A 20,342-nucleotide genomic window follows, 5' to 3' on the forward strand; every position below is an offset into this window, starting at 1 on the left:
GGGCCCCGGGGGGCCGCGGGCGGATGCGCGCCTATGCGTCCCACGCGGCCGGTCGGCTCGGCGGGGCAGCCGTCTCGCTGGTGGCGGTCCTGGTCACGGGCTTCTTCCTCTTCCGCGTCGTCCCGGGCGACCCCGTGCGGGCCATGACGCACGGGATGCCCACCTCGGCCGAGCAGATGGACACCCTGCGCCGCCAGTTCGGCCTCGACCAGCCGCTGTGGCGGCAGTTCACCGACTACTGCACCGGGGCCCTCACGGGGGATCTGGGCACCTCGTACCAGTTCCGCGCCCCGGTGGCGGAGCTGATCGCGGACCGGCTGCCGGCCACCCTGCTGCTGACCGGCACGGCGGTCGTGCTGTACTCGGCGCTGGGGCTGTGGCTCGGCACCCGGTCGGCATGGCACCGCGGCGGGCCCGGGGACCGGATCAACACCGGTGTGGCGCTGACCCTGTGGTCGATCCCCTCCTTCTGGCTGGGCCTGCTGCTGATCACGGTCCTCTCGGTGGGGGTGGGGCCGCTGCCCGGGCTGTTCCCGACGGGCGGGATGGACTCCGGGGACACGGCCGGAGCGGCCCGTGTCCTCGACACCGCCCACCACATGGTCCTGCCCGTGCTGACGCTGGTCGCGGTCGGCTACGCGCAGACCCTGCTGGTGATGCGCTCCTCACTGCTGGACGAGATGGGCGGGGACTACCTCACCACCGCCCGCGCCAAGGGCCTGCGGGACGCGGCCGTGCGCCGCCGCCACGCCGTGCCCAACGCGCTGCTGCCCACGGTGACCATGGTCTTCATCAACCTGGGCCATGTGGCCGCGGGTTCGATCCTGGTCGAGACGGTGTTCTCCTGGCCGGGTCTCGGCGGGCTGTTCTACCAGGCGCTGAGCGTGCCCGACCTGCCCCTGGTCCAGGGGCTGTTCCTCGTCTTCGCCGGAGCCATGATCCTGATGAACCTGCTGGCGGACCTGCTGTATCCGCTGCTCGACCCCCGGGTGGCACGATGACCGCGGGTCCCGGGCCGGGGGCCGTCCCCTCCCCCGCCGCGGAGGGCGACGGGGTACCGACGGCCCGGGCGCTGGCCCGGGCCCGCCGCCGCCGCTCCGCGGCGCGCTTCCTCGCGGCGTACCGCGCCCACCGCGGCGGCGTCGCCGGGCTCGGCGCCCTGGTGCTGATCGGGATCCTGGCGCTCGGGGCACCGCTGCTCGTCGGCTCCGGAGTGCGCAGCGTCGCCGACGCCCCCGGCTCCGCGCTGGAGCCGCCGAGCGCCCGGTTCCCCCTCGGGACGGACCGCTTCGGGCGGTCGCTGCTGGGGCTGCTGGTGTGGGGCGCCCGGATCTCCCTGACGGTGGGCCTGCTCGCGGCGGTGCTGTCGGTGGCCATCGGCACGCTGGTGGGGATCATCGCGGGGCACTTCGGCGGGTGGCCCGCCACCGTGCTGATGCGGGTCACCGACTGGTTCCTGGTGATGCCCACCCTGGTCCTGGCGATCGTGCTGGCGACGGTGATGTCGCGCGGCGTCGCGACGGTGGTCGTCGCGATCGGCGTCACCAGCTGGCCGACGACCGCGCGCCTGGTGCGCGCCCAGACGATCGCCGTGGAGTCGCGCCCGTACATCGAGCGGGCCAGGGCCCTCGGGGGCGGCCACGGGCATGTGATGCGGCGGCACGTGCTGCCCAACGTGATGCCGCTGGTCCTGGCGCAGACGACGCTGGGCATCTCCGGGGCGATCCTCACCGAGGCGACCCTGGCCTTCCTGGGACTGGGCGACCCGACGGTCGTCTCCTGGGGCGGCATGCTCCAGGACGCCCGTGAGGCGGGGGCCGTCTCCTCCGGCCACTGGTGGTACCTGGCACCGCCGGGCATCGCCATCGCGGTGGTGGCGCTGGCGTTCACCCTGTGCGGGCGTGCCGTGGAATCGGTGCTCAACCCGAGGCTGGGGGTGGGGCGGTGACGCTCCTGAGGGTCAGGGACCTGCGGGTGACCTACGGTTCGGGCGCGGGGGCCGTGCCCGCGCTGCGCGGCGTGGACCTCTCCCTGGAGGCGGGGCGCACACTGGGCCTGGCGGGCGAGTCCGGCTGCGGCAAGTCGACCCTGGCGCTGGCACTGCTGCGGCTGCTGCCCGCCTCCGCCCGGACCACCGGCGAGGTGCTGCTCGCCGGTGAGGACGTCCTCACCATGCGGTGGGGGCGGCTGAGGGCGGTGCGCTGGGCGGGGGCGTCCATCGTCTTCCAGGGCGCGATGCACTCGCTGAACGCCGTGCACCGCGTCGGTGACCAGATCGCCGAACCGGTCCTGCTGCACGAGGGCGTCTCCCCCGGCGAGGCGCGCTCCCGGGCAAACGTGCTGCTCCGCCAGGTCGGACTGCCCGCCTCCCGGGCGGACGCCTATCCGCACGAGCTCTCCGGCGGCCAGCGCCAGCGCGTCATGATCGCCATGGCGCTGGCCTGCCGTCCGCGGCTGCTGGTCGCCGACGAGCCCACCACGGCGCTGGACGTGATGGTCCAGGCACAGGTGCTGCGGCTGATCGGCGGGCTGGTGGCCGGACAGGGCATCGCCCTGCTGATGATCAGCCACGACCTGGGGATGCTCGCACGGACCTGCGACACGCTCGCCGTGATGTACGCGGGGCGGATCGTCGAGGAGGGCCCCGCGCGGGCCGTCCACGAGGCGGCCCGGCACCCCTACGGCCGGGCGCTGTCCGCCGCCTTCCCCCGGATCGGCGACCCGGCCTCCCGCCGCGCCCCGCAGGGCCTCCCGGGAGATCCGCCCGACCCGGCGGCGCTGCCCGCCGGCTGCGCCTTCCATCCGCGCTGCCCCGTCGCCGTCGCGGCCTGCACCACCGAGGACCAGGTCCTGGTCGCGGCGGGCGAGGCCCACCGGGCGGCCTGTCTGCACCTCTCTGCCCCGGAGGCGAGTACACCGTGACCGCACCCGCCCTGCTGTCCGCCACCGGCCTGCGCGTCGCCTTCCCCGGGCGGCGGGGCACGGCTGCCGCCCGGGCGGTCGACGGCGTCGACCTGGACGTCGGACGCGGGGAGATCGTCGCCCTGGTCGGCGAGTCCGGCTGCGGGAAGAGCACCCTCGCCCGTGCGCTGCTGGGACTGGTCGCCCCCACGGCGGGGCGGGTCCTCTTCGACGGGCGGGAGCCGGGACGCGGCACCCGGGCGCTGAAGGAGTACCGCAGACGGGTGCAGCTGGTGCTCCAGGACCCCAACGGCTCCCTCAACCCCCGGCACACGGTGTACGAGGCGGTCGCCGAGGGGCTGCGGATCCACGGCCTGAGGGGGGACGAGCGGGCCGCCGTCGCAGGGGCGCTGGCGAGGGCCGGGCTGCGTCCGCCGGAGCGGTACCTGCTGCGCCACCCCCATGAGCTGTCCGGGGGGCAGCGCCAGCGAGTGGTGATCGCGGGGGCTCTGGTGCTGGGCCCGGAGCTGATCGTCGCGGACGAGCCAGCGGCCTCGCTGGACGCCTCGGTACGCGGCGAGATCCTCGCGCTGCTGCTGCGGCTGCGCGGGGAACTCGGCCTGTCGGCCCTGGTGGTGACGCACGATCTGGGGCTCGCCTGGAACGTGGCGGACCGGGTGGCGGTGATGTACCTGGGGCGGATCGTGGAGTCCGGGCCGGTGGAGGAGGTGCTGACGGCACCGCGGCACCCCTACACCCGGGCGCTGCTGTCGGTGCTGCCGGAGTCGGGGGCCGAGCCGGTGGTCCTGGAGGGCGAGCCGCCGGACGCCTCACGGATCCCGGCGGGGTGCCGGTTCCACGTCCGCTGCCCGGTGCTGGCGTCCGGGGCGGCGGAGCGGGCCGGGGTGGCGCGGGCGTGCCGCGGGACGGAGCTGCCGGTCCTGCCGGGCGGCCCGGCCCCGCGGGTGGCCTGCCACTGGGCGGCCGCCGGGGCGTGACGGTCGGACGTCCGCGGGGCGGTGCGCTGGCCGGCCGCCCGGGGGCTCCGGGCGGCGGTCAGCGGCGCCCGGCGGTCCGGGGCATGCGCCGGGCGGTGCTCAGGCGCCGCCGCCCGGGGCACCGGCCCCGTCGGCGTCGGCGACGAGCTGCCGGCAGCGGGTGACGTCGGCGGCCATCGCGACCAGCAGGGCGTCGATCGAGTCGAACTTCCGCTGGCCCCGCACGTACGCCAGGAAGTCCACGGTCACGTGCAGTCCGTAGAGGTCGAGGCCGACCCGGTCGATGGCGTAGGCCTCGACCGTCCGCTCGGTGCCGTCGAACTGGGGGTTGGTCCCGACGGAGATGGCCGCGGGCATCCGCTCGCCGTCGGCGGTGAGCCATCCGGCGTAGACGCCGTCGGCGGGTACGGCGGTGTGCGGGAGGGTCTCCACGTTGGCCGTCGGGAAGCCCAGTTCGCGCCCGCGCTGGGCGCCCCGGACCACCACGCCCTCGACCCGGTGCGGGCGGCCGAGGATCTCCGCGGCGCCGGTCATGTCGCCCTCGGCGACCAGCCGGCGGGTGAGCGTGGAGGAGAAGGGCTCCCCGCCGCCCGCCTCGCCGCGCACGAACAGGTCGACGACCTCGACCTCGTAGTCGTAGGTGCGGCCGAGTTCGGTCAGGTACGCCACGTCCCCCGCGGCCTTGTGGCCGAAGCGGAAGTTGGGGCCCTCGACGACGGCCCGGGCGTGCAGCTTGTCGACGAGGACCTTCACGATGAAGTCGGCGGGCGACAACCGGGAGAAGTCCGGGGTGAAGGGCAGGACGAGCACGGCGTCGACCCCGAGCGCGGCCATCAGCTCGGCGCGGCGGTGATGCGGGGCGAGCAGCGGCGGATGGCTGCCCGGCCGCACCACCTCGCTGGGGTGCGGCTCGAAGGTGACGACGACGACGGGCACGCCCAGTTCGCGCGCCCGCTCCACGGCACGGCCGATGATCAGCTGGTGGCCGCGGTGCACCCCGTCGTAGGAGCCGATGGTGACGACGCTGCGCCCCCAGTCCTGGGGGATGTCCTCCAAGCCACGCCAGCGCTGCACTGTGACCGCTCCTCGCCCGAACCCGTGTTTTCGATGACCGACTGCGCAGGTCTAAGACTGCCATGCCCGCCGTCCGCCGTCGGCAGCGGCTCCGGCATCCGCGCCGGGCCGGCGGACAGCAGGCGCCAGGTCCGCGGTCCGGCGACCCTGGCCCATTCCTCCGGGTCCGCCGCGGCCCAGCTCTGCAGTGCGAGCGCGAAGGACGGCGCCCGGCGGGCCAGCTCCTCCAGCCTGCGGTCCAGCCGGGCGGCGCCGAGCGGGCAGCGGACCAGCAGCAGGGCCGTGCGGTGCACCAGGTGGCGCGCGAAGGGGCGGTCGGCCGGCTCCCGGTCCGCCGCCGTGCAGGAGAGGGCCGCGGTCGTCAGCACCGCCTCCAGCACCTCCAGGTCCCGCGCCGCGTACTGCTCGTAGTGCAGCAGGACGTCGAGGAGTTCGGCCCTCAGCACCCGCGAGGCGGCGGTGCCCGGCGAGGCCAGTACGGGCGCCAGGGCGGCGCGCACCGCAGGGGGCCGGGCCCGGACGAGCCGGGTGACCAGCGGGAAGAGCACCGCCCGGTCGGGTGGCTGCTGTTCCAGGCGGTGGTCGACGTAGGCGGCGGCGTGGGCGGCGCCGTCCGGCCGGTGGTCGACGTACTCGCACACCAGGGCCGCGACGGGGCGCGCGGTGGCGGGTGTGGTGGCGGCGGCGAGCGCGGCCGTCAGGGCGGCGCCGTCGGCCGCGCCGGGGGCGAGGAGCCGGGCTCGGACGGCGGCGAGCACGGGAGTCGGGTGGGTGTCGAGGGCGGCGAGGACGGTGGCCGGGCCCGTGCCGCCGCGGAGGAAGCGGGCGAGGGCCTCCTCCAGATGGGCACCGCGGCTCTCCGGGTCGCGGACCAGCAGGTCGAGGGCGGGGGCCCGGTGGCGGGGCTCGCCCCGGGCCAGGAGCGACCGGGCGGCGGCGCGCAGCAGGGCGCGGTCGCTGCCCGCGGTGGCCCTCGCCGCGGCGGCGGCCAGATGGGAGGCCGCGGCGGCCCGGCGGCGCGGCCCGGGGTCGGTGGCCGCATGGTGCACGGCGCGGCAGTACGCGGTGGGGAGGTCGTCGGCGAGGGCGGCGAGCAGTTCCCGGGCCCGTGGGTGGCCGCTGTCGAGGAGCACCTGGGCCAGCGGCCCCGGGGCGTGGGCGCGCCGGGCGTAGAGCAGTGCCTGGGCGGCGGCGGCGACGGTGGGGCGGACCGCGGCGGACGGGTCGGCGGCGAGCGGGGTGTCGTCGTCGAACCAGTGGCACAGCAGCGGCTGGACGACCTCGGGGGCCGCCGCGAGGCGCTGCGCCGCGCGGTCGAGGTGGCGGGGGGCGCCGTGTGCCCGGTCGGGGGGCGGGTCGGCGGGGACGAGGACGCGCAGCAGGGCGAAGCGGGTCTCCTCGCCGAGGGCGAGACCGTCCCAGAAGCCGGGGCCGAAGGTCTCCCGGTCGCCGGGCGTGGCGGCGGTGTGGCGGGCGAGGGCGTCGAGCACCTCGCGGCAGGGCTCCGCGTCGGGCAGGCCCGCCAGGGTCCCGGCGAGCAGGCGGGCCGCCCACCAGCGGGGCTCGTCCGCGGTGGGGCCGCCCAGGGTGCGCACCAGGCCGAGGAGGCGGCCGGTGAGGGCCGCGGGGCCCTGGCGGCGGGCGGCGAGCAGCAGGGCCTGGACGAGCGTTCCGGCCCGGTGGCGCGGCACGGGGGTGCCGGGGCCGGGAGTGTCGTGGACCAGGCTGCGAAGAGCTGCGTCGAGGTCGAGGTGGGCGCCCTGGATCCAGTCCGCGAAGGCCTGGTGGCGGAACCGGTACCCGGTGCCGGCGGGGGTGAGCAGCCCTTCGGTGAGCACGGCGGCGGCCCAGCCGTCCCGCCAGGGGAACAGGGTCTCGAAGGCGGTGCCGTCCAGGCCGCCGCCGGAGGCGAGGCAGTGCCGGGCGGCCTCGTGGACGCGGCCCGCGGCGCGGGCGGCGAGGCGGCGCACCCGGCCGCCGCACGGCGGCCCCGCGGCGGTGGCGGCCACCCGCACGGCGATCCGCAGGCAGACCAGGTCCAGCCAGGCGGCGTGGACCTCGTCGCGTCCGGGCGTGCCGGGGACGGGGCCGGGCAGGGCGGCGTGCACCTCGGCGAGCAGCCGCAGGGTGAGCGGATGGCGGGCGTCGCGTTCGGCGAGGGCTCCCTCGGGCAGTCCCCAGGCCGCGCGCAGCCGCCGGGCCTGCTCGGCGCCGAGCAGGCCGAGGGTCGCGCGGTCGCGCGGACCGGCACCGTAGTGGGCGGCCGCCTCCTCGAAGTGCTCGGGGCCGCAGCCGAGGACGAGCCGGGCGCCGTGGCCGTCCAGCCATGCGCGGGAGCGGGCCGCCCAGGCGGCGAACCGGTCGCCGGACTGGGCGGGCATCTCCTCGGGGCCGTCGAGGACCACGAGGAGCGGGCGGCCCGCCGCCGCGGCCAGGAGTGCGACGTCCCCGGGGGCTGCGGGGGCCGGGGCGGGGCGCCCGTCGGCCGCGGCGGTGATCCGCCCCGCGCGGCGCAGCACGCGGGCGAGGGCGTCCGCGAGTGAGGCGTCCCCGGGTTCGGTGTCGGCCCCCCGCAGCCACAGGGTGGGGCCGGGGCGCGGTCCGCGGGCGCGCTCGGCGGCGAGGGCGGCGAGACGGGTGGTGCGCCCGGTCCCCGGGGCGCCGACCACGGCGCGCACCGGGGCGTCCGGGCCGTGGAAGGCCGGGGGCGTGCAGGGGGCGCCGCGGCCGCCGTCCGGCGGCGCGGGGACGGTGGTGGCCGCGAGCAGCAGGACGGCGGCGAGGTTGAGGTCCCGCCCGTAGGCGGGGGCGCAGCCGGCGTTGCGGCGGAGGAGCTCGGCGAGCGGGTCCGCCTCCTCGGGCTCCTCGGGTCCGGCCGCGCCGGCCGGACCGGAGCGGTGCCGCGGGGCGGGCGGGGCCAGCAGGCGACGGGCGGGCACGGTGGTGCGGTGGGCGGGCGGGCGTCCCAGGACGGCGAGGACGGCGCCGGTTCCGGCGTCGAGCACGGGCCCGCCGGCGCTCCCGACGAGCCGGAGGGCGTCCCGGGCGTCGGCGCCCATGGCCAGCTCCAGGGCCGGCCCGCCGCCGTCGAGGACCCGGGCCTCCCGCCAGCCGGCGGCGGCGAGGCGGACATAGGTGCCGGGCGGGACGGTCCCCCGGGTGCTGATCGGCACCGGGGGCAGGGCGAGGCCCTCGGTGCGGACCAGGGTGACGCCGTGCTCGGGAAGGGGGACGAGGGCGTCGGGGCCCGCCCTGTACGAACGGCCGTCCGGGGCGCGGACCGTCACGGCCCGGTGGCCGTCGAGCGCGTCGCCGCCGACGACGACCGTGCCGAGGTCGTCGGCGGCGAAGCCGGTGGCCAGGGGCCTGCCGGCGGTGTCCGAGATCCGGGCCGGTGCTGCCGGTGTGCCGCAGTGCATGGGACCGACGGTAGGGCGCCGGTGATCTTCCCAGGACCCCGGAGGGGAAAGCGCCCCCGAGTGCGCCCCGCCGGTACTCCGAGCGCCCGCACGAAGAGGTGAATCCGGCGTGTCGGAGGGACAGACCTCTGGGTGGGGGAAACGAGGGGGTCGTGGAACGGGCGGCGCCGCCGCCCGTTCCACGCGCGGCCCCCGGAGCCGGGGGGCCGCTCTCAGACGAACACCGCGAGGCTCTTGGCCTTGCCCTTGTGCTCCTCGACGAGCGCGAGCAGCCGGCCCTCGGGCCCGAAGACGGCCACCGGCGAGCGCTCGCCGGTGGGCATGTCCAGCCGGACGCCGTTGGCCAGCAGCCGGGCCCGGTGGGCGTCGACGTCCCAGCGGGGGAAGGCCGCCGCGGCCGCCTCGGCGACGGGCATCACCGTCAGCTCCTCCTGGAGCTGCTCCAGGGTGCGCGCCGCGTCGAGACCGTAGGGGCCGACCCGGGTGCGCCGCAGCGCGGTCAGGTGGCCGCCGACGCCGAGCCCGGCGCCCAGGTCCCGGGCGAGGGCCCGGATGTAGGTGCCGGAGGAGCAGACCACGGAGACGACGAGGTCGACCACCGCGTGGCCGTCCTCGGTGGTCGCCTCGCGCACGTCGTAGACGCGGAAGGAGGAGACGGTGACCGGCCTCGCCGGGATCTCGAACTCCTCGCCGCCGCGGACGCGCGCGTAGGACCGCTTGCCGTCGATCTTGATGGCGCTGACCTTGGAGGGGACCTGCATGATGTCCCCGGTGAGTGCGGCGACCCCGGCGTCGACGGCCTCCCGGGTCACCCCGGAGGCGTCGGCGGAGGCGGTGATCTCCCCCTCCGCGTCGTCGGTGACCGTGCTCTGGCCGAGCCGGATGGTGCCCAGGTACTCCTTCTCGGTCAGGGCCAGGTGGCCGAGGAGCTTGGTCGCCCGCTGCACGCCCAGGACGAGCACCCCGGTCGCCATGGGGTCGAGGGTCCCGGCGTGCCCGACGCGGCGGGTCCTGGCGATGCCGCGCATCTTGGCGACGACGTCGTGCGAAGTGAAGCCCGACGGCTTGTCGACGATGACAAGGCCGTCGGGCACGGTGTGCTGTGTCATTCCGAGACGTCGTCCTCGGGCTTGCGGTACGGGTCGGCTTCACCGGCGTACGCGGCCCCCGAGGACGCCTCGCGCACCTTGGCGTCGGAGGCCCGCGCCTGGTCGAGGAGGTCCTCGATGGTCCGGGCGTTCTCCGGCAGGGCGTCGGGCACGAAGGTCAGGGTGGGCGTGAACTTGGTTCCCGCCGCGGCACCCACCGCCGACCGCAGGACGCCCTTGGCGCTCGCCAGACCGGCCGCGGCGCTGGCGCGGTCCTCGTCGTCGCCGTAGACCGTGTAGAAGACCGTGGCCTCCCGCAGGTCACCGGTGACACGGGTGTCGGTGATGGTCACGTGCGTCCCCAGACGAGGGTCCTTGATGCCGCGCTGAAGCTTCTCGGCAACCACCTCCCGGATGAGGTCTGCCAGTTTCTTCGCCCGCGCGTTGTCGGCCACTGGTCCTTCTCCCTTTTGCTGCTGAAACTGCTGTTGCTGCTGTTGTTGCCGTTGCTGCTCATTCAGTCTTCGTCGCCGTGGAGCCGGCGTCTAACCGAGAGCAGTTCCACCTCGGGGCGGGCGGCGACGAGGCGCTCGCACCGGTCGAGCACGTCCGTGACGTGCCCGGTGTCCCCGGAGACGACCGCGAGGCCGATCTCGGCCCGTCGGTGGAGGTCCTGCCCGCCGACCTCGGCCACGCTCACGGCGTACTTGCGCTGGAGCTCGGCGATGATCGGGCGGACCACGGAGCGCTTCTCCTTCAGCGACCGTACGTCGCCGAGAAGCAGATCGAAGGACAGTGTCCCCACGTACATGTGTGTGCCGGATGTCCCGCCGGTACGGGGTCGTCAGTCCTGCCGGTCGATGGCAGGGGCATCAGAACCGTACACGCAACGGCCGGGGCCGATCGACGGAAATTCCTTCCGCCGACCGGCCCCGGAGTCGATGCGTGTCAGCCGCGGGGCTTCTCGCGCATCTCGTACGTCGCGATGACGTCGTCGACCTTGATGTCGTTGAAGTTTCCGAGGTTGATACCGCCCTCGAAGCCTTCGCGGATCTCGGTGACGTCGTCCTTGAAGCGGCGCAGGCCCTCGATGGTGAGGTTCTCCGCCACGACCTTGCCGTCGCGGACGAGGCGGGCCTTGGTGTTGCGCTTGACCTCGCCGGAGCGGATGAGGACACCGGCGATGTTGCCCAGCTTGGACGAGCGGAAGACCTCGCGGATCTCCGCCGTGCCGAGCTCGACCTCTTCGTACTCCGGCTTGAGCATGCCCTTCAGGGCCGCCTCGATCTCCTCGATGGCCTGGTAGATCACCGAGTAGTACCGGACGTCCACGCCCTCGCGCTCCGCCATCTGCGCGGCACGGCCGGCCGCTCGGACGTTGAAGCCGATGACGATCGCGTCCGAGCCCATGGCCAGGTCGATGTCGGACTCGGTGACCGCACCCACGCCGCGGTGCAGCACGCGGATGTCGACTTCCTCGCCCACGTCGAGCTGGAGCAGGGACGACTCGAGCGCCTCGACGGAACCGGAAGCGTCACCCTTGATGATGAGGTTGAGCTCCTGGATCTGCCCGGCCTTGAGGACCTTGTCGAGGTCCTCGAGCGACACCCGGCGGGTGCGCTTGGCGAACGCGGCGTTGCGCTCGCGCGCGGCGCGCTTCTCGGCGATCTGGCGTGCCGTGCGGTCCTCGTCGACGACGAGGAAGTTGTCGCCGGCCCCCGGGACGTTGGTGAGACCCAGGACGAGGACGGGAGTCGACGGGGTCGCCTCCTCGACGTTGTTGCCCTTGTCGTCGAGCATGGCCCGCACGCGGCCGTAGGCGTCGCCCACGACCATCGTGTCGCCGATGCGCAGCGTGCCGCGCTGGACCAGCACCGTGGAGACGGCACCGCGACCGCGGTCGAGGTGGGACTCGATCGCGATGCCCTGCGCGTCCTGCTCGGGGTTGGCCCGCAGGTCGAGCGAGGCGTCCGCGGTCAGGACCACGGCCTCCAGCAGGTCCTCGATGTGCAGGCCCTGCTTGGCGGAGATGTCGACGAACATGGTCTCGCCGCCGTACTCCTCGGCCACCAGGCCGAACTCGGTGAGCTGGCCGCGCACCTTGGTCGGGTCCGCGCCCTCGACGTCGATCTTGTTGACCGCGACCACGATCGGCACCTCGGCCGCCTTGGCGTGGTTCAGCGCCTCGATCGTCTGGGGCATCACACCGTCGTTCGCCGCCACCACGAGGATCGCGATGTCGGTGGACTTCGCACCGCGGGCACGCATGGCGGTGAACGCCTCGTGACCCGGGGTGTCGATGAAGGTGATCGCCCGGTCCTCGCCGTTGACCTCGGTCGTGACCTGGTAGGCACCGATGTGCTGGGTGATGCCGCCGGCCTCGCCCGCCACCACGTTGGTCTTGCGGATGGCGTCGAGCAGCCGGGTCTTGCCGTGGTCGACGTGACCCATGACGGTCACCACCGGCGGACGGGAGACCAGGGCCTCCTCGCCGCCCTCGTCCTCGCCGAACTCGATGTCGAAGGACTCGAGCAGCTCGCGGTCCTCCTCCTCCGGGCTGACGATCTGGACGGTGTAGTTCATCTCGTCGCCGAGGAGCTGCAGCGTCTCGTCGGAGACGGACTGCGTCGCGGTGACCATCTCGCCGAGGTTCATCATGACCGCGACGAGCGACGCCGGGTTGGCGTTGATCTTCTCCGCGAAGTCGGTGAGCGAGGCACCGCGCGACAGGCGAATGGCTTCGCCGTTGCCGCGGGGCAGCATCACGCCGCCGACCGACGGGGCCTGCATGGCCTCGTACTCCTGGCGCCTCTGCCGCTTCGACTTGCGACCGCGACGGGCCGGTCCGCCGGGACGGCCGAAGGCGCCCTGCGTGCCACCGCGGCCACCCGGGCCGCCGGGACGGCCGCCGAAGCCGGGACGGCCGCCGAAGCCGCCGCCACCGGGGCCACCGCCGCCGGGACGACCGGCGAAGCCGCCGCCGCCACCGGGACGGCCACCGCCGCCGGGACGACCGGCGAAGCCGCCGCCGCCACCGGGACGACCGCCGCCGCCGGGACGACCCGCGCCGCCGGGACGGCCGCCGCCACCGCCCGGACCGCCGCCCGGACGCGGGCCGGCAGCGGGACGCTGCGGCATCATGCCGGGGTTGGGCCGGTTACCGCCGGGGCCGCCGCCGGGGCGGGGCGCCTGCGGACGGGGCATGCCGCCCGGAGTCGGGCGCGGAGCGCCGCCCGGACCGCCGGCGGGGCGCTGACCGCCGCCGGGGCCGCCCTGCGGGCGGGGACCCGGGGCGGCACCGCCGCCGGGGCGGGGGGCACCGCCGGGACGGGGCGCCTGCGGGCGCGCCATGCCGGTGGAGCCGCCGGAGGTGAAGGGGTTGTTCCCCGGACGCGGGCCGGACGGGCGCTGCCCGCCGGGACGCGGGGCGCCCTGGCCCGAGGCGGGACGCGCGGGGCGGTCGCCGCCGCGCTGGCCGCCGCCGGGACCCGGACGCTGGCCGCCCGTGGGACGGGGGCCGGGGGTCGCGCCGGGGCGCGGGGACTGCGGTGCCGCGGGCTGCGCCGGGGCCGGGGCCGAGAACTCGGCGGCCGGGACCGGCGCCGAGGGCTTGGCCGGGGCCGGACGCGGACCCGGGGTGGGGCGCGGACCCGGCGTCGGGGCCGCGGACGGGGTGCCGCCCGAGGGTGCCGGCTTGGGGGCCGGTGCACCGGGCTTGGGGGCGGCGGGACGGGCCGCCTGCGCCGGGGAGGGCGCGGCGGGGCCACCCGGGCGGTTCTGCGCCGCCGGGGAGGGCTTGGGTGCCGCCTTGCGGGGCGCACCCGGCTTCGCTGCGGTCTTGCCGGCGTTGCCACCGGGACCCTGCAGCGCGTCGGTCAGCTTGCGTACAACCGGCGCCTCGATCGTCGAGGACGCCGAACGGACGAATTCACCGAGTTCCTGGAGCTTGGCCATGACGACCTTGCTCTCCACACCGAACTCCTTGGCGAGCTCGTATACCCGGACCTTAGCCACTTCGCTCCTTTGAGGTCCGGTTACCGCCGGACCGTCGCTACTTCATGGGCGTACTCATCGCGTACTCATCGAGTGCTCATCGCAATCTCGACCTACTTCCAACTCGCGAGGTACCTGACCGCACGGGGGATCCCGTGCCGTACTTCTTTCATCTCACTGTGCCGTCTGCTCGACGAACCGCCTCAGACCGTCGGTGGCGAGCGGTCCCGGGACCCGGAGGGCCCGCGGGAACGCCCGTCGGCGTACCGCCTGGTCGAGACAGACCACGGCGGGGTGCACGTACGCACCCCGGCCGGGCAGCGTACCGCGATCATCGGGGACGCACTCGCCCTCGATCACCACGATGCGCAGCAAGTCGCTCTTGGCCGCTCGCTCCCGGCAACCCACACAGGTTCGCTCAGGGCACACGCGGGCATGCGTCCGGCCAGACACGCTTAAGTCTACCTCCCCGCACCGACCTCACCCCTTTGGGGCAAAAATCGAACGGTTGTTGTCCTGATCTACCCGAGGTTTCGCCCGGTGGGGCGCGCCCCTGGAGGGAGCGCCGCCCTGCGCGGGCGTGCTCCTCAGTCCCGCTCCGGGGCCTGCTGCTCTGTGTCGGGGCGGATGTCGATGCGCCAGCCGGTGAGCCGCGCGGCGAGGCGGGCGTTCTGCCCCTCCTTGCCGATGGCCAGCGACAGCTGGTAGTCCGGCACGGTGACGCGGGCGGAGCGGGCACCGAGGTCCACGACCTCGACCCTGCTCACCCGGGCGGGGGACAGCGCGTTGGCCACCATCTCCGCCGGGTCCTCCGACCAGTCGACGATGTCGATCTTCTCGCCGTGGAGCTCGGCCATCACGTTGCGCACCCGGCCGCCCATCGGGCCGATGCAGGCACCCTTGGCGTTGAGGCCGGAGCGGGTCGAGCGGACCGCGATCTTGGTCCGGTGGCCCGCCTCCCGGGCGATCGCCGCGATCTCCACGCTGCCGTCCGCGATCTCCGGGACCTCCAGCGCGAAGAGCTTCTTCACGAGGTTGGGGTGGGTGCGCGAGAGGGTCACGGACGGGCCGCGCACGCCCTTGGCCACCCGCACCACGTAGGTGCGCAGCCGCAGGCCGTGGGTGTACTCCTCGCCGGGCACCTGCTCCTGCACCGGCAGGATGGCCTCCAGCTTGTCGTCCAGCTTGACCAGGACGTTCTTGGGGTCCTTGCCCTGCTGGACCTGGCCGGCCACCACGTCCCCCTCGCGGCGGGCGTACTCGCCGAAGGTGACGTCGTTCTCGGCGTCCCGCAGCCGCTGCTGGATGACCTGGCGCGCGGTGGTGGCGGCGATCCGGCCGAAGTCCGACGGGGTGTCGTCGAACTCCTTGGGCTCCTGGCCCTCCTCCAGCTCTGAGGGGTCCTCCCTGGCCCACACCGTCACGTGGCCGGTCTCCCGGCTCAGCTCCACGCGGGCGTGGCGGCGGCTGCCCTCGGTGCGGTGGTAGGCGATGAGGAGGGCGGACTCGATGGCCTCGACCAGCAGGTCGAAGGCGATCTCCTTCTCCTGTGCCAAGCCCCTCAGGAGCTTCACGTCGATGTCCACGGCTACGCCTCCTCTTCCTTCTTGTCCTTGCGGTTGAACTCGATCTCCACGCGCGCCCGGGCGATGTCCCCGAAGGCGATCCGGCGGGCGGTGGGCCTGCGGCCCTTCACGCCCGGGACCTCGGTGTCGAGCCCCTCCTCGTCGACGGCGAGGACGCGGGCCACCACCTCCTGGCCCTCGTGCAGCCGGAAGGCCACCAGGCGGCCGGTGGCGCGCACGTAGTGGCGGTGCCGGGTCAGCGGGCGGTCGGTTCCGGGGGACGTGACCTCCAGGACGTACTCGTCCTCGCCCATGGCGTCGGTCTCGTCGAGCTTCTGCGAGAGCACGCGGCTCAGGTCCGCGCAGGCGTCCAGCTCCACACCGTCGTCGGAGTCCACGATGACCCGCAGCGTCCGCCGCCGCCCTGCCCGGGAGACCTCGATCTCCTCCAGGTCCAGTTCCGCGGCGCTGACGAGCGGTTCCAGCAGCCCGCGCAGCCTCTCGCTCTGGGTGGTGCTCATCCGGGTGACTCCTCGGCCGCGTGTGCTGTTGTGGGATCCGTCGCGTGTCGAGGGAAAGGGTATCCGGTCCCGGGGGGTGTTGCCGTCCACCCGCGCTGCTGCCACGGGTACGCTCGCCTGCGGCGACGATCACCAGGAGGGTCCCTCTCCCGGATCGGTCCACACCGGTGGGCGGGCCCGCGCACGGACGGGCGCGGCAGGCCCGGCGCCGGGCACCGCGGAGCGGAGAAGGGAGACGAGGGCGCAGCCATGGCGAGCGACGCTGAACGTGCGGGATGCGGAACCAGGCCCCGCGGGACCCGGCGGGACCCGGGCGGCCGGGCGGAACCCGGGACGGGCGCGACCACCCGCCGGGCGGTGCTCCTGGCCGCCGGCGCGGCGGGAGCCGCCGCGCTGACGGGCTGTTCCTCCGGCGCGCCCCCCGGCGGGCGGACCGTCGCCGCCGTCGACCCGGTGCGGGCCGAACGGGCGCTGCGGAGCCGCCTCGCCGCCCGCAGCACGGCCCTGCTGGGCGAGTACGACGCGGTGCTCGGGAGCCATCCCGGGCTGGCCGGCCGGCTCGGTCCGCTGCGCGCCGCGGTCGCCGCGCACGCGGCGGCGCTGGCGGGCGAGTCGGCCCCGCAGCGCCCGTCCGGCCCCGGGGAGGGGTCCGCCTCCCCGTCCGGCGCCCCCGCGCGGCCCGCCGCGCCCTCGGGCTCCGCTCCCGCCGTCGCCGCCGGGCCGGTGCCCGAGGATCCGGGCGCCGCGCTGAAGGCGCTGGCCGCCGCCGAGCGCAGGGCCTCCGACGAGCACCTGGCCGCGGTGACCGAGGCCGGACCGGAGCTCGCCCGGCTGCTGGCCTCCGTGGCCGCGGCGGACGCCGCCCACGCGTACCTGCTGACGAAGGGTGAGGAACGGTGAACGAGGCTGACACCGCAGGCACCCTGACGGCGGTTCAGGCCGCGCTGGCCGCCGTGCACGCCGCCGTCTACGGCTACGGCGTGGTCGGTGCCCGGGTCGGCGCCCCGAGGAAGGCCGAGGCCGCCGCCGCGCACACCGCGCACCGCGCCCGGCGCGACGCGCTGGCCCGGACCGCCCGCGACCTCGGCGCGGCCCCGGCCGCCGCGGCGGCCGCGTACGCACTGCCGTTCCCGGTGCCCGACGAGGCCGCGGCGGTGCGCCTGGCGGCCGTCCTGGAGGACCGGGTGGCGGGCGCCTGGTCGGACCTGGTGCGGGCCTCGCAGGGCCCGCTGCGCCGTGAGGCGGCCGCCGGGCTGCGCGAGGCCGCGGTCCGCGCGGTGCGCTGGCGCGGCAGCGGCGTAGCCTTTCCTGGGCTCGCGGAGCGTGCCCCCGGCCGAACCGGCTGACGGCGAAAGGGAACACACGGCGTATGGCTTTCGAACCGCCCCAGCGGCTGGTCAGGGCTCTCGGCGGCGACGGGGGGTGGCTCGGGCGGCTGCCGGGGATCGTCACGGAGGCGGTGGACCGGCGGAAGCTGGACGTCGAGCGGATCGTCTCGCCCGGCGGGCGCAGCAGCGTGGTGCTGCTGGTCCGGCAACCGGACGGCACACCGGCCGCCCTGAAGCTCACTCCCCCGGCCGCCGCGCCGGACCGGGAGCGTGCCGCGCTCGCGGCCTGGGGCGGTGGCGGCGCGGCCCGGCTGCTCGACGGCGGCATCGGCGGGGAGACCGGTGGCGACGGGGGCGCCCCGGAGGCGGCGGCCGGCGGGGAGCTGCTGCTGGAGCGGCTGCACCCCGAGGTCTCCCTGCGCTCCCTGCCGGAGGCGAAGGCACTGCTGGAGGCCGCGGGCACCGTACGGCGGCTGTGGGTGGAGCCGCCGCCCGGCCACGGCTTCGAGACGGTGGCGGCGCGGACGGCACGGCAGTCAGAGGCTCTGCGGGCGGTCGGCGGCCCCCTGGCCGGGGCGGCCCTGGCCGCCCGCGAGGAGCTGCTGGCGGAGGAGCCGGAGGAGCTGCTGCTGCACGGCAACTTCCGCCAGGGCAAGGTCCTCGCCGGGGACCGTGCGCCGTGGCTGGCGGTCGGGCCGGAGCCCGTGGTCGGCGAACGCGCCTACGAACTGGCCCGGCTGGCGCGCGACCGGGTCGAGGACCTGATCGCCGCCGCAGCGGGTGCCGCGGCGGCACGCCGCCGGGTCAAGCGGCTGGCGGACTCCCTGGAGGTGGACCGCGACCGGCTGCGCGGATGGACGCTGTTCCGCGCCGTGGAGTCGGGCACCCGCGCCCTCGCGGACGGCCGCCGCACGGAGGCCGAGCACGCGCTGGAGTTCGCCGGCTGGCTGTAGGACCGCCCGGCCGCGCGGCCCCCGCACGGCGGGGTGTCCGCCGGGACGCGGCGAGGGCCCCCGGCAGCCGTCTGCCGGGGGCCCTCGCCGCGTCGTACGGTCAGGCGCTCAGGCGCGCGACCGCCTCGGCGACGGGCAGTTCCTCGCGCTCGCCCGTGCGGCGGTCCTTGAGCTCCACCACGCCCTCGGCGGCACGGCGGCCGGCCACCAGGATCTTCGGCACGCCGATGAGCTCGGCGTCGGTGAACTTCACGCCCGGGGAGACACCGGCGCGGTCGTCGACCAGGACCCGCAGGCCCGCGGCACCCAGCTGCCCGGCGACGTCCAGCGCCAGCTCCGTCTGGGCCGCCTTGCCGGCGGCCACCACGTGCACGTCGGCCGGGGCGACCTCGGCGGGCCAGCACAGCCCCTGCCCGTCCGCCGTCTGCTCGGCGATGGCGGCCACCGCACGGGAGACGCCGACGCCGTAGGAGCCCATGGTGACGCGGACGGGCTTGCCGTTCTGCCCGAGGACGTCGAGCTGGAAGGCGTCGGTGTACTTGCGGCCGAGCTGGAAGATGTGGCCGATCTCGATGGCGCGGTCCAGCTTCAGGCCGGTACCGCAGGAGGGGCAGGGGTCGTTCTCCTCGACCACCACGACGTCCAGGTACTCGTCGACCTCGAAGTCCCGGCCGGCCACCACGTTGCGGGCGTGCCTGCCCTCCTGGTTGGCACCGGTGATCCAGGCGGTGCCGGGGGCCACCCGGGGGTCGGCCAGGTAGCGCACCTTGTCCAGGCCCTGGGGGCCGACGTAGCCGCGCACCAGGTCGGGGCGGCCGACGAAGTCCTCCGCGGTGACGAGCTCCACGGAGGCGGGTGCCAGCCGGTCGCCCAGCTTGCCCAGGTCCACCTCGCGGTCGCCGGGCACGCCGACGGCGACGATCTCGCCGTCGACCTTGACGAGCAGGTTCTTCAGGGTCGCGGAGGCCGGGACGCCCAGGTGCTCGGCGAGGGTCTCGATGGTGGGGGTGTCGGGGGTGTCCAGCTCCTCGACGGGGCCGTGCGCGGTGCCGTCCGCGGCGGACAGCGCGAAGGTGACCGCCTCGGTGTTGGCCGCGTAGTCGCAGGAGGGGCAGTAGACGAAGGTGTCCTCGCCGGCGGGCGCGGGGGCGAGGAACTCCTCCGAGGCGGAGCCGCCCATCGCGCCCGAGACCGCGGAGACGATCTTGTGCCGGAGGCCGAGGCGCTCGAAGATCCGCACGTACGCCTCGCGGTGCAGTGCGTAGGACTCGGCCAGGCCCTCCTCGGTGGTGTCGAAGGAGTACGAGTCCTTCATGTGGAACTCGCGGCCGCGCAGGATGCCGGAGCGGGGGCGGGCCTCGTCGCGGTACTTGATCTGGATCTGGTAGAGGATCACCGGCAGGTCCTTGTAGGACGTGCACTGGTCCTTGACCAGCTGGGTGAAGATCTCCTCGTGGGTGGGGCCGAGCAGGTACTCGGCGCCCTTGCGGTCCTTCAGGCGGAAGAGCTCCGCGCCGTACTCGTCCCAGCGGCCCGTCGCCTCGTAGGGCTCCTTGGGCAGCAGGGCGGGCAGCAGCACCTCCTGGCCGCCGATGGCGTCCATCTCCTCGCGCACCACCCGCGCGACGTTCTCCAGGACCCGCTTGCCCAGGGGCAGCCAGGACCAGATGCCCGCGGCGTTGCGGCGGACGTACCCCGCGCGGACGAGGAGCTTGTGGCTGAGCGTCTCGGCGTCCGCCGGGTCGTCACGCAATGTCTTGACCATCAGACGGGACATGCGCTGGACCTGGGCCATGGTGAACTCCTGCTCGGAACGTGTGATGGGCAGGAGGTTATCCGGGCGGGACCGGCTGGCGGAAATCAGTTCCCGCGCAGCAGCGGCAGGGGGGCGCCCATGACGGCGTACCGGCTCGGTGCGCTCGGGAAGGCCACCCGGCGGGCGAGATCCTGGTAGCCGAGGCTCCGGTAGAGGCGGCGCGCGCGGCTGTCGATGTCGACGGCCGACAGGATGGAGCGCGGCTCCGCGGCCGAGTCGGTGATCGCGGTGATCAGCTCCCTGCCGATGCCGCGCCCCTGGTAGGCGGGGTGGACGTGCAGTTCGGTGATGGCGAAGGAGTCGTCGAGCCAGCCGTCGCGGCCGTCGGCCCGCAGGTAGGGCTCGACCACGCCGGACCACCAGTGGGAGCGGTCGTTGGGCATGCCGTAGACGAAGCCGACGAGCCGGTCGTCCGCCGTGGTGGCGCCGAGCGCGCGGGCTCCGGGGCCGGTCAGGTGCCGCAGCACGATGTACCGGCGGATGTCCACCTCCTCCGGTCCGAGCCCGAAGGCGAGCGCCTGTACCGCGAGGGCCTCGTCGACACGGTCCGCGAGGTCGAGCGGGCCGATGGCGACGTGGGGGTCTGCTGCCATGGCCGCACCCTACTGGCCGCCGGGACCGCCCGTGTACCGGAGCGGGCACGGGGAGCGCGGGCCCGCGGTGCGGAGGCCGGGCGGCAGGGGGGA

At 75.5% G+C, this 20,342-nt stretch carries 18 protein-coding genes; 7 read left to right on the forward strand and 11 right to left on the reverse strand.

Annotated elements, in window-relative coordinates; all coding sequences use genetic code 11:
• Positions 1–23 precede the first annotated feature (23 nt).
• The 4 genes from NPS70_RS04690 to NPS70_RS04705 are packed head-to-tail and all read left to right on the forward strand — an operon-like array spanning position 24 to position 3,899.
• The gene (locus tag NPS70_RS04690) at positions 24–1,001 is read left to right on the forward strand and encodes an ABC transporter permease (RefSeq protein WP_256522728.1); all 978 of its coding nucleotides are present in this window, start codon (positions 24–26) and stop codon (positions 999–1,001) included.
• Positions 998–1,948 (forward strand): ABC transporter permease, encoded by a 951-nt coding sequence (locus tag NPS70_RS04695; protein WP_256522729.1) that lies wholly within the window; start codon positions 998–1,000, stop codon positions 1,946–1,948. The genes NPS70_RS04690 and NPS70_RS04695 overlap by 4 nt, the downstream gene beginning before the upstream one ends.
• Positions 1,945–2,922, forward strand: coding sequence for an ABC transporter ATP-binding protein (locus NPS70_RS04700; protein ID WP_256522730.1), 978 nt, complete (start codon positions 1,945–1,947; stop codon positions 2,920–2,922). The genes NPS70_RS04695 and NPS70_RS04700 overlap by 4 nt, the downstream gene beginning before the upstream one ends.
• Entirely contained in the window at positions 2,919–3,899 is a 981-nt protein-coding gene (locus NPS70_RS04705) for an ABC transporter ATP-binding protein (RefSeq protein ID WP_308314979.1), read from the forward strand. The genes NPS70_RS04700 and NPS70_RS04705 overlap by 4 nt, the downstream gene beginning before the upstream one ends.
• Positions 3,900–3,998: 99 nt before the next feature.
• Here NPS70_RS04705 and NPS70_RS04710 read toward each other — a convergent pair whose 3' ends face one another.
• The 9 genes from NPS70_RS04710 to rimP form a co-directional block, all read right to left on the reverse strand.
• Positions 3,999–4,973, reverse strand: coding sequence for a bifunctional riboflavin kinase/FAD synthetase (locus NPS70_RS04710; RefSeq protein ID WP_256522731.1), 975 nt, complete (start codon positions 4,971–4,973; stop codon positions 3,999–4,001).
• Positions 4,874–8,392, reverse strand: a complete 3,519-nt coding sequence (locus tag NPS70_RS04715) for a serine protease (protein ID WP_256522732.1) — start codon at positions 8,390–8,392, stop codon at positions 4,874–4,876. The genes NPS70_RS04710 and NPS70_RS04715 overlap by 100 nt, the downstream gene beginning before the upstream one ends.
• A gap of 212 nt (positions 8,393–8,604) precedes the next feature.
• Positions 8,605–9,501, reverse strand: a complete 897-nt coding sequence (truB, locus tag NPS70_RS04720; RefSeq protein ID WP_256522733.1) for a tRNA pseudouridine(55) synthase TruB — start codon at positions 9,499–9,501, stop codon at positions 8,605–8,607.
• Positions 9,498–9,935 carry a 30S ribosome-binding factor RbfA gene (gene rbfA / locus NPS70_RS04725; RefSeq protein WP_256522734.1) on the reverse strand — a complete coding sequence of 146 codons (438 nt, stop codon included), beginning with the start codon at positions 9,933–9,935 and terminating at the stop codon, positions 9,498–9,500. The genes truB and rbfA overlap by 4 nt, the downstream gene beginning before the upstream one ends.
• 62 nt (positions 9,936–9,997) lie before the next feature.
• Positions 9,998–10,291, reverse strand: a complete 294-nt coding sequence (locus NPS70_RS04730) for a DUF503 domain-containing protein (protein ID WP_256522735.1) — start codon at positions 10,289–10,291, stop codon at positions 9,998–10,000.
• A 137-nt stretch (positions 10,292–10,428) separates the two neighbouring features.
• The gene (infB, locus tag NPS70_RS28680; protein ID WP_256522736.1) at positions 10,429–13,494 is read right to left on the reverse strand and encodes a translation initiation factor IF-2; all 3,066 of its coding nucleotides are present in this window, start codon (positions 13,492–13,494) and stop codon (positions 10,429–10,431) included.
• Between the two features lie 153 nt (positions 13,495–13,647).
• Entirely contained in the window at positions 13,648–13,926 is a 279-nt protein-coding gene (locus tag NPS70_RS04740) for a YlxR family protein (RefSeq protein ID WP_256522737.1), read from the reverse strand.
• A gap of 134 nt (positions 13,927–14,060) precedes the next feature.
• A complete protein-coding gene (nusA, locus tag NPS70_RS04745; RefSeq protein WP_256522738.1) occupies positions 14,061–15,059 on the reverse strand; it encodes a transcription termination factor NusA in 999 nt (332 codons plus the stop codon).
• A 2-nt stretch (positions 15,060–15,061) separates the two neighbouring features.
• Positions 15,062–15,559: a ribosome maturation factor RimP gene (rimP, locus tag NPS70_RS04750; RefSeq protein ID WP_256522739.1), complete on the reverse strand. Its 498-nt coding sequence runs from the start codon at positions 15,557–15,559 to the stop codon at positions 15,062–15,064.
• Between the two features lie 357 nt (positions 15,560–15,916).
• Here rimP and NPS70_RS04755 point away from each other — a divergent pair, with 357 nt between their 5' ends.
• The 3 genes from NPS70_RS04755 to NPS70_RS04765 are packed head-to-tail and all read left to right on the forward strand — an operon-like array spanning position 15,917 to position 17,840.
• Entirely contained in the window at positions 15,917–16,459 is a 543-nt protein-coding gene (locus NPS70_RS04755) for a hypothetical protein (RefSeq protein ID WP_308314980.1), read from the forward strand.
• Entirely contained in the window at positions 16,456–16,905 is a 450-nt protein-coding gene (locus tag NPS70_RS04760; RefSeq protein WP_256522740.1) for a ferritin-like domain-containing protein, read from the forward strand. The genes NPS70_RS04755 and NPS70_RS04760 overlap by 4 nt, the downstream gene beginning before the upstream one ends.
• Before the next feature lie 23 nt (positions 16,906–16,928).
• Positions 16,929–17,840 carry an aminoglycoside phosphotransferase family protein gene (locus NPS70_RS04765; protein WP_256522741.1) on the forward strand — a complete coding sequence of 304 codons (912 nt, stop codon included), beginning with the start codon at positions 16,929–16,931 and terminating at the stop codon, positions 17,838–17,840.
• Positions 17,841–17,940: 100 nt separating this feature from the next.
• Here NPS70_RS04765 and NPS70_RS04770 read toward each other — a convergent pair whose 3' ends face one another.
• On the reverse strand, positions 17,941–19,635 hold the full coding sequence (locus NPS70_RS04770) for a proline--tRNA ligase (protein ID WP_256522742.1): 1,695 nt from the start codon (positions 19,633–19,635) through the stop codon (positions 17,941–17,943).
• A 65-nt stretch (positions 19,636–19,700) separates the two neighbouring features.
• Positions 19,701–20,249, reverse strand: a complete 549-nt coding sequence (locus NPS70_RS04775) for a GNAT family N-acetyltransferase (RefSeq protein ID WP_256522743.1) — start codon at positions 20,247–20,249, stop codon at positions 19,701–19,703.
• Positions 20,250–20,342: the final 93 nt, after the last annotated feature.

It is taken from the genome of Streptomyces sp. C10-9-1, from assembly GCF_024497955.1.
Classification (GTDB): domain Bacteria; phylum Actinomycetota; class Actinomycetes; order Streptomycetales; family Streptomycetaceae; genus Streptomyces; species Streptomyces sanyensis.

Coding starts and splice junctions, on each gene's coding strand:
- rimP (WP_256522739.1), bottom strand. CDS start 15,559: ATGAGCACCACCCAGAGCGAGAGGCTGCGCGGGCTGCTGGAACCGCTC.
- NPS70_RS04775 (WP_256522743.1), bottom strand. CDS start 20,249: ATGGCAGCAGACCCCCACGTCGCCATCGGCCCGCTCGACCTCGCGGAC.
- NPS70_RS04765 (WP_256522741.1), top strand. CDS start 16,929: ATGGCTTTCGAACCGCCCCAGCGGCTGGTCAGGGCTCTCGGCGGCGAC.
- NPS70_RS04690 (WP_256522728.1), top strand. CDS start 24: ATGCGCGCCTATGCGTCCCACGCGGCCGGTCGGCTCGGCGGGGCAGCC.
- NPS70_RS04695 (WP_256522729.1), top strand. CDS start 998: ATGACCGCGGGTCCCGGGCCGGGGGCCGTCCCCTCCCCCGCCGCGGAG.
- truB (WP_256522733.1), bottom strand. CDS start 9,501: ATGACACAGCACACCGTGCCCGACGGCCTTGTCATCGTCGACAAGCCG.
- NPS70_RS04770 (WP_256522742.1), bottom strand. CDS start 19,635: ATGGCCCAGGTCCAGCGCATGTCCCGTCTGATGGTCAAGACATTGCGT.
- NPS70_RS04730 (WP_256522735.1), bottom strand. CDS start 10,291: ATGTACGTGGGGACACTGTCCTTCGATCTGCTTCTCGGCGACGTACGG.
- NPS70_RS04715 (WP_256522732.1), bottom strand. CDS start 8,392: ATGCACTGCGGCACACCGGCAGCACCGGCCCGGATCTCGGACACCGCC.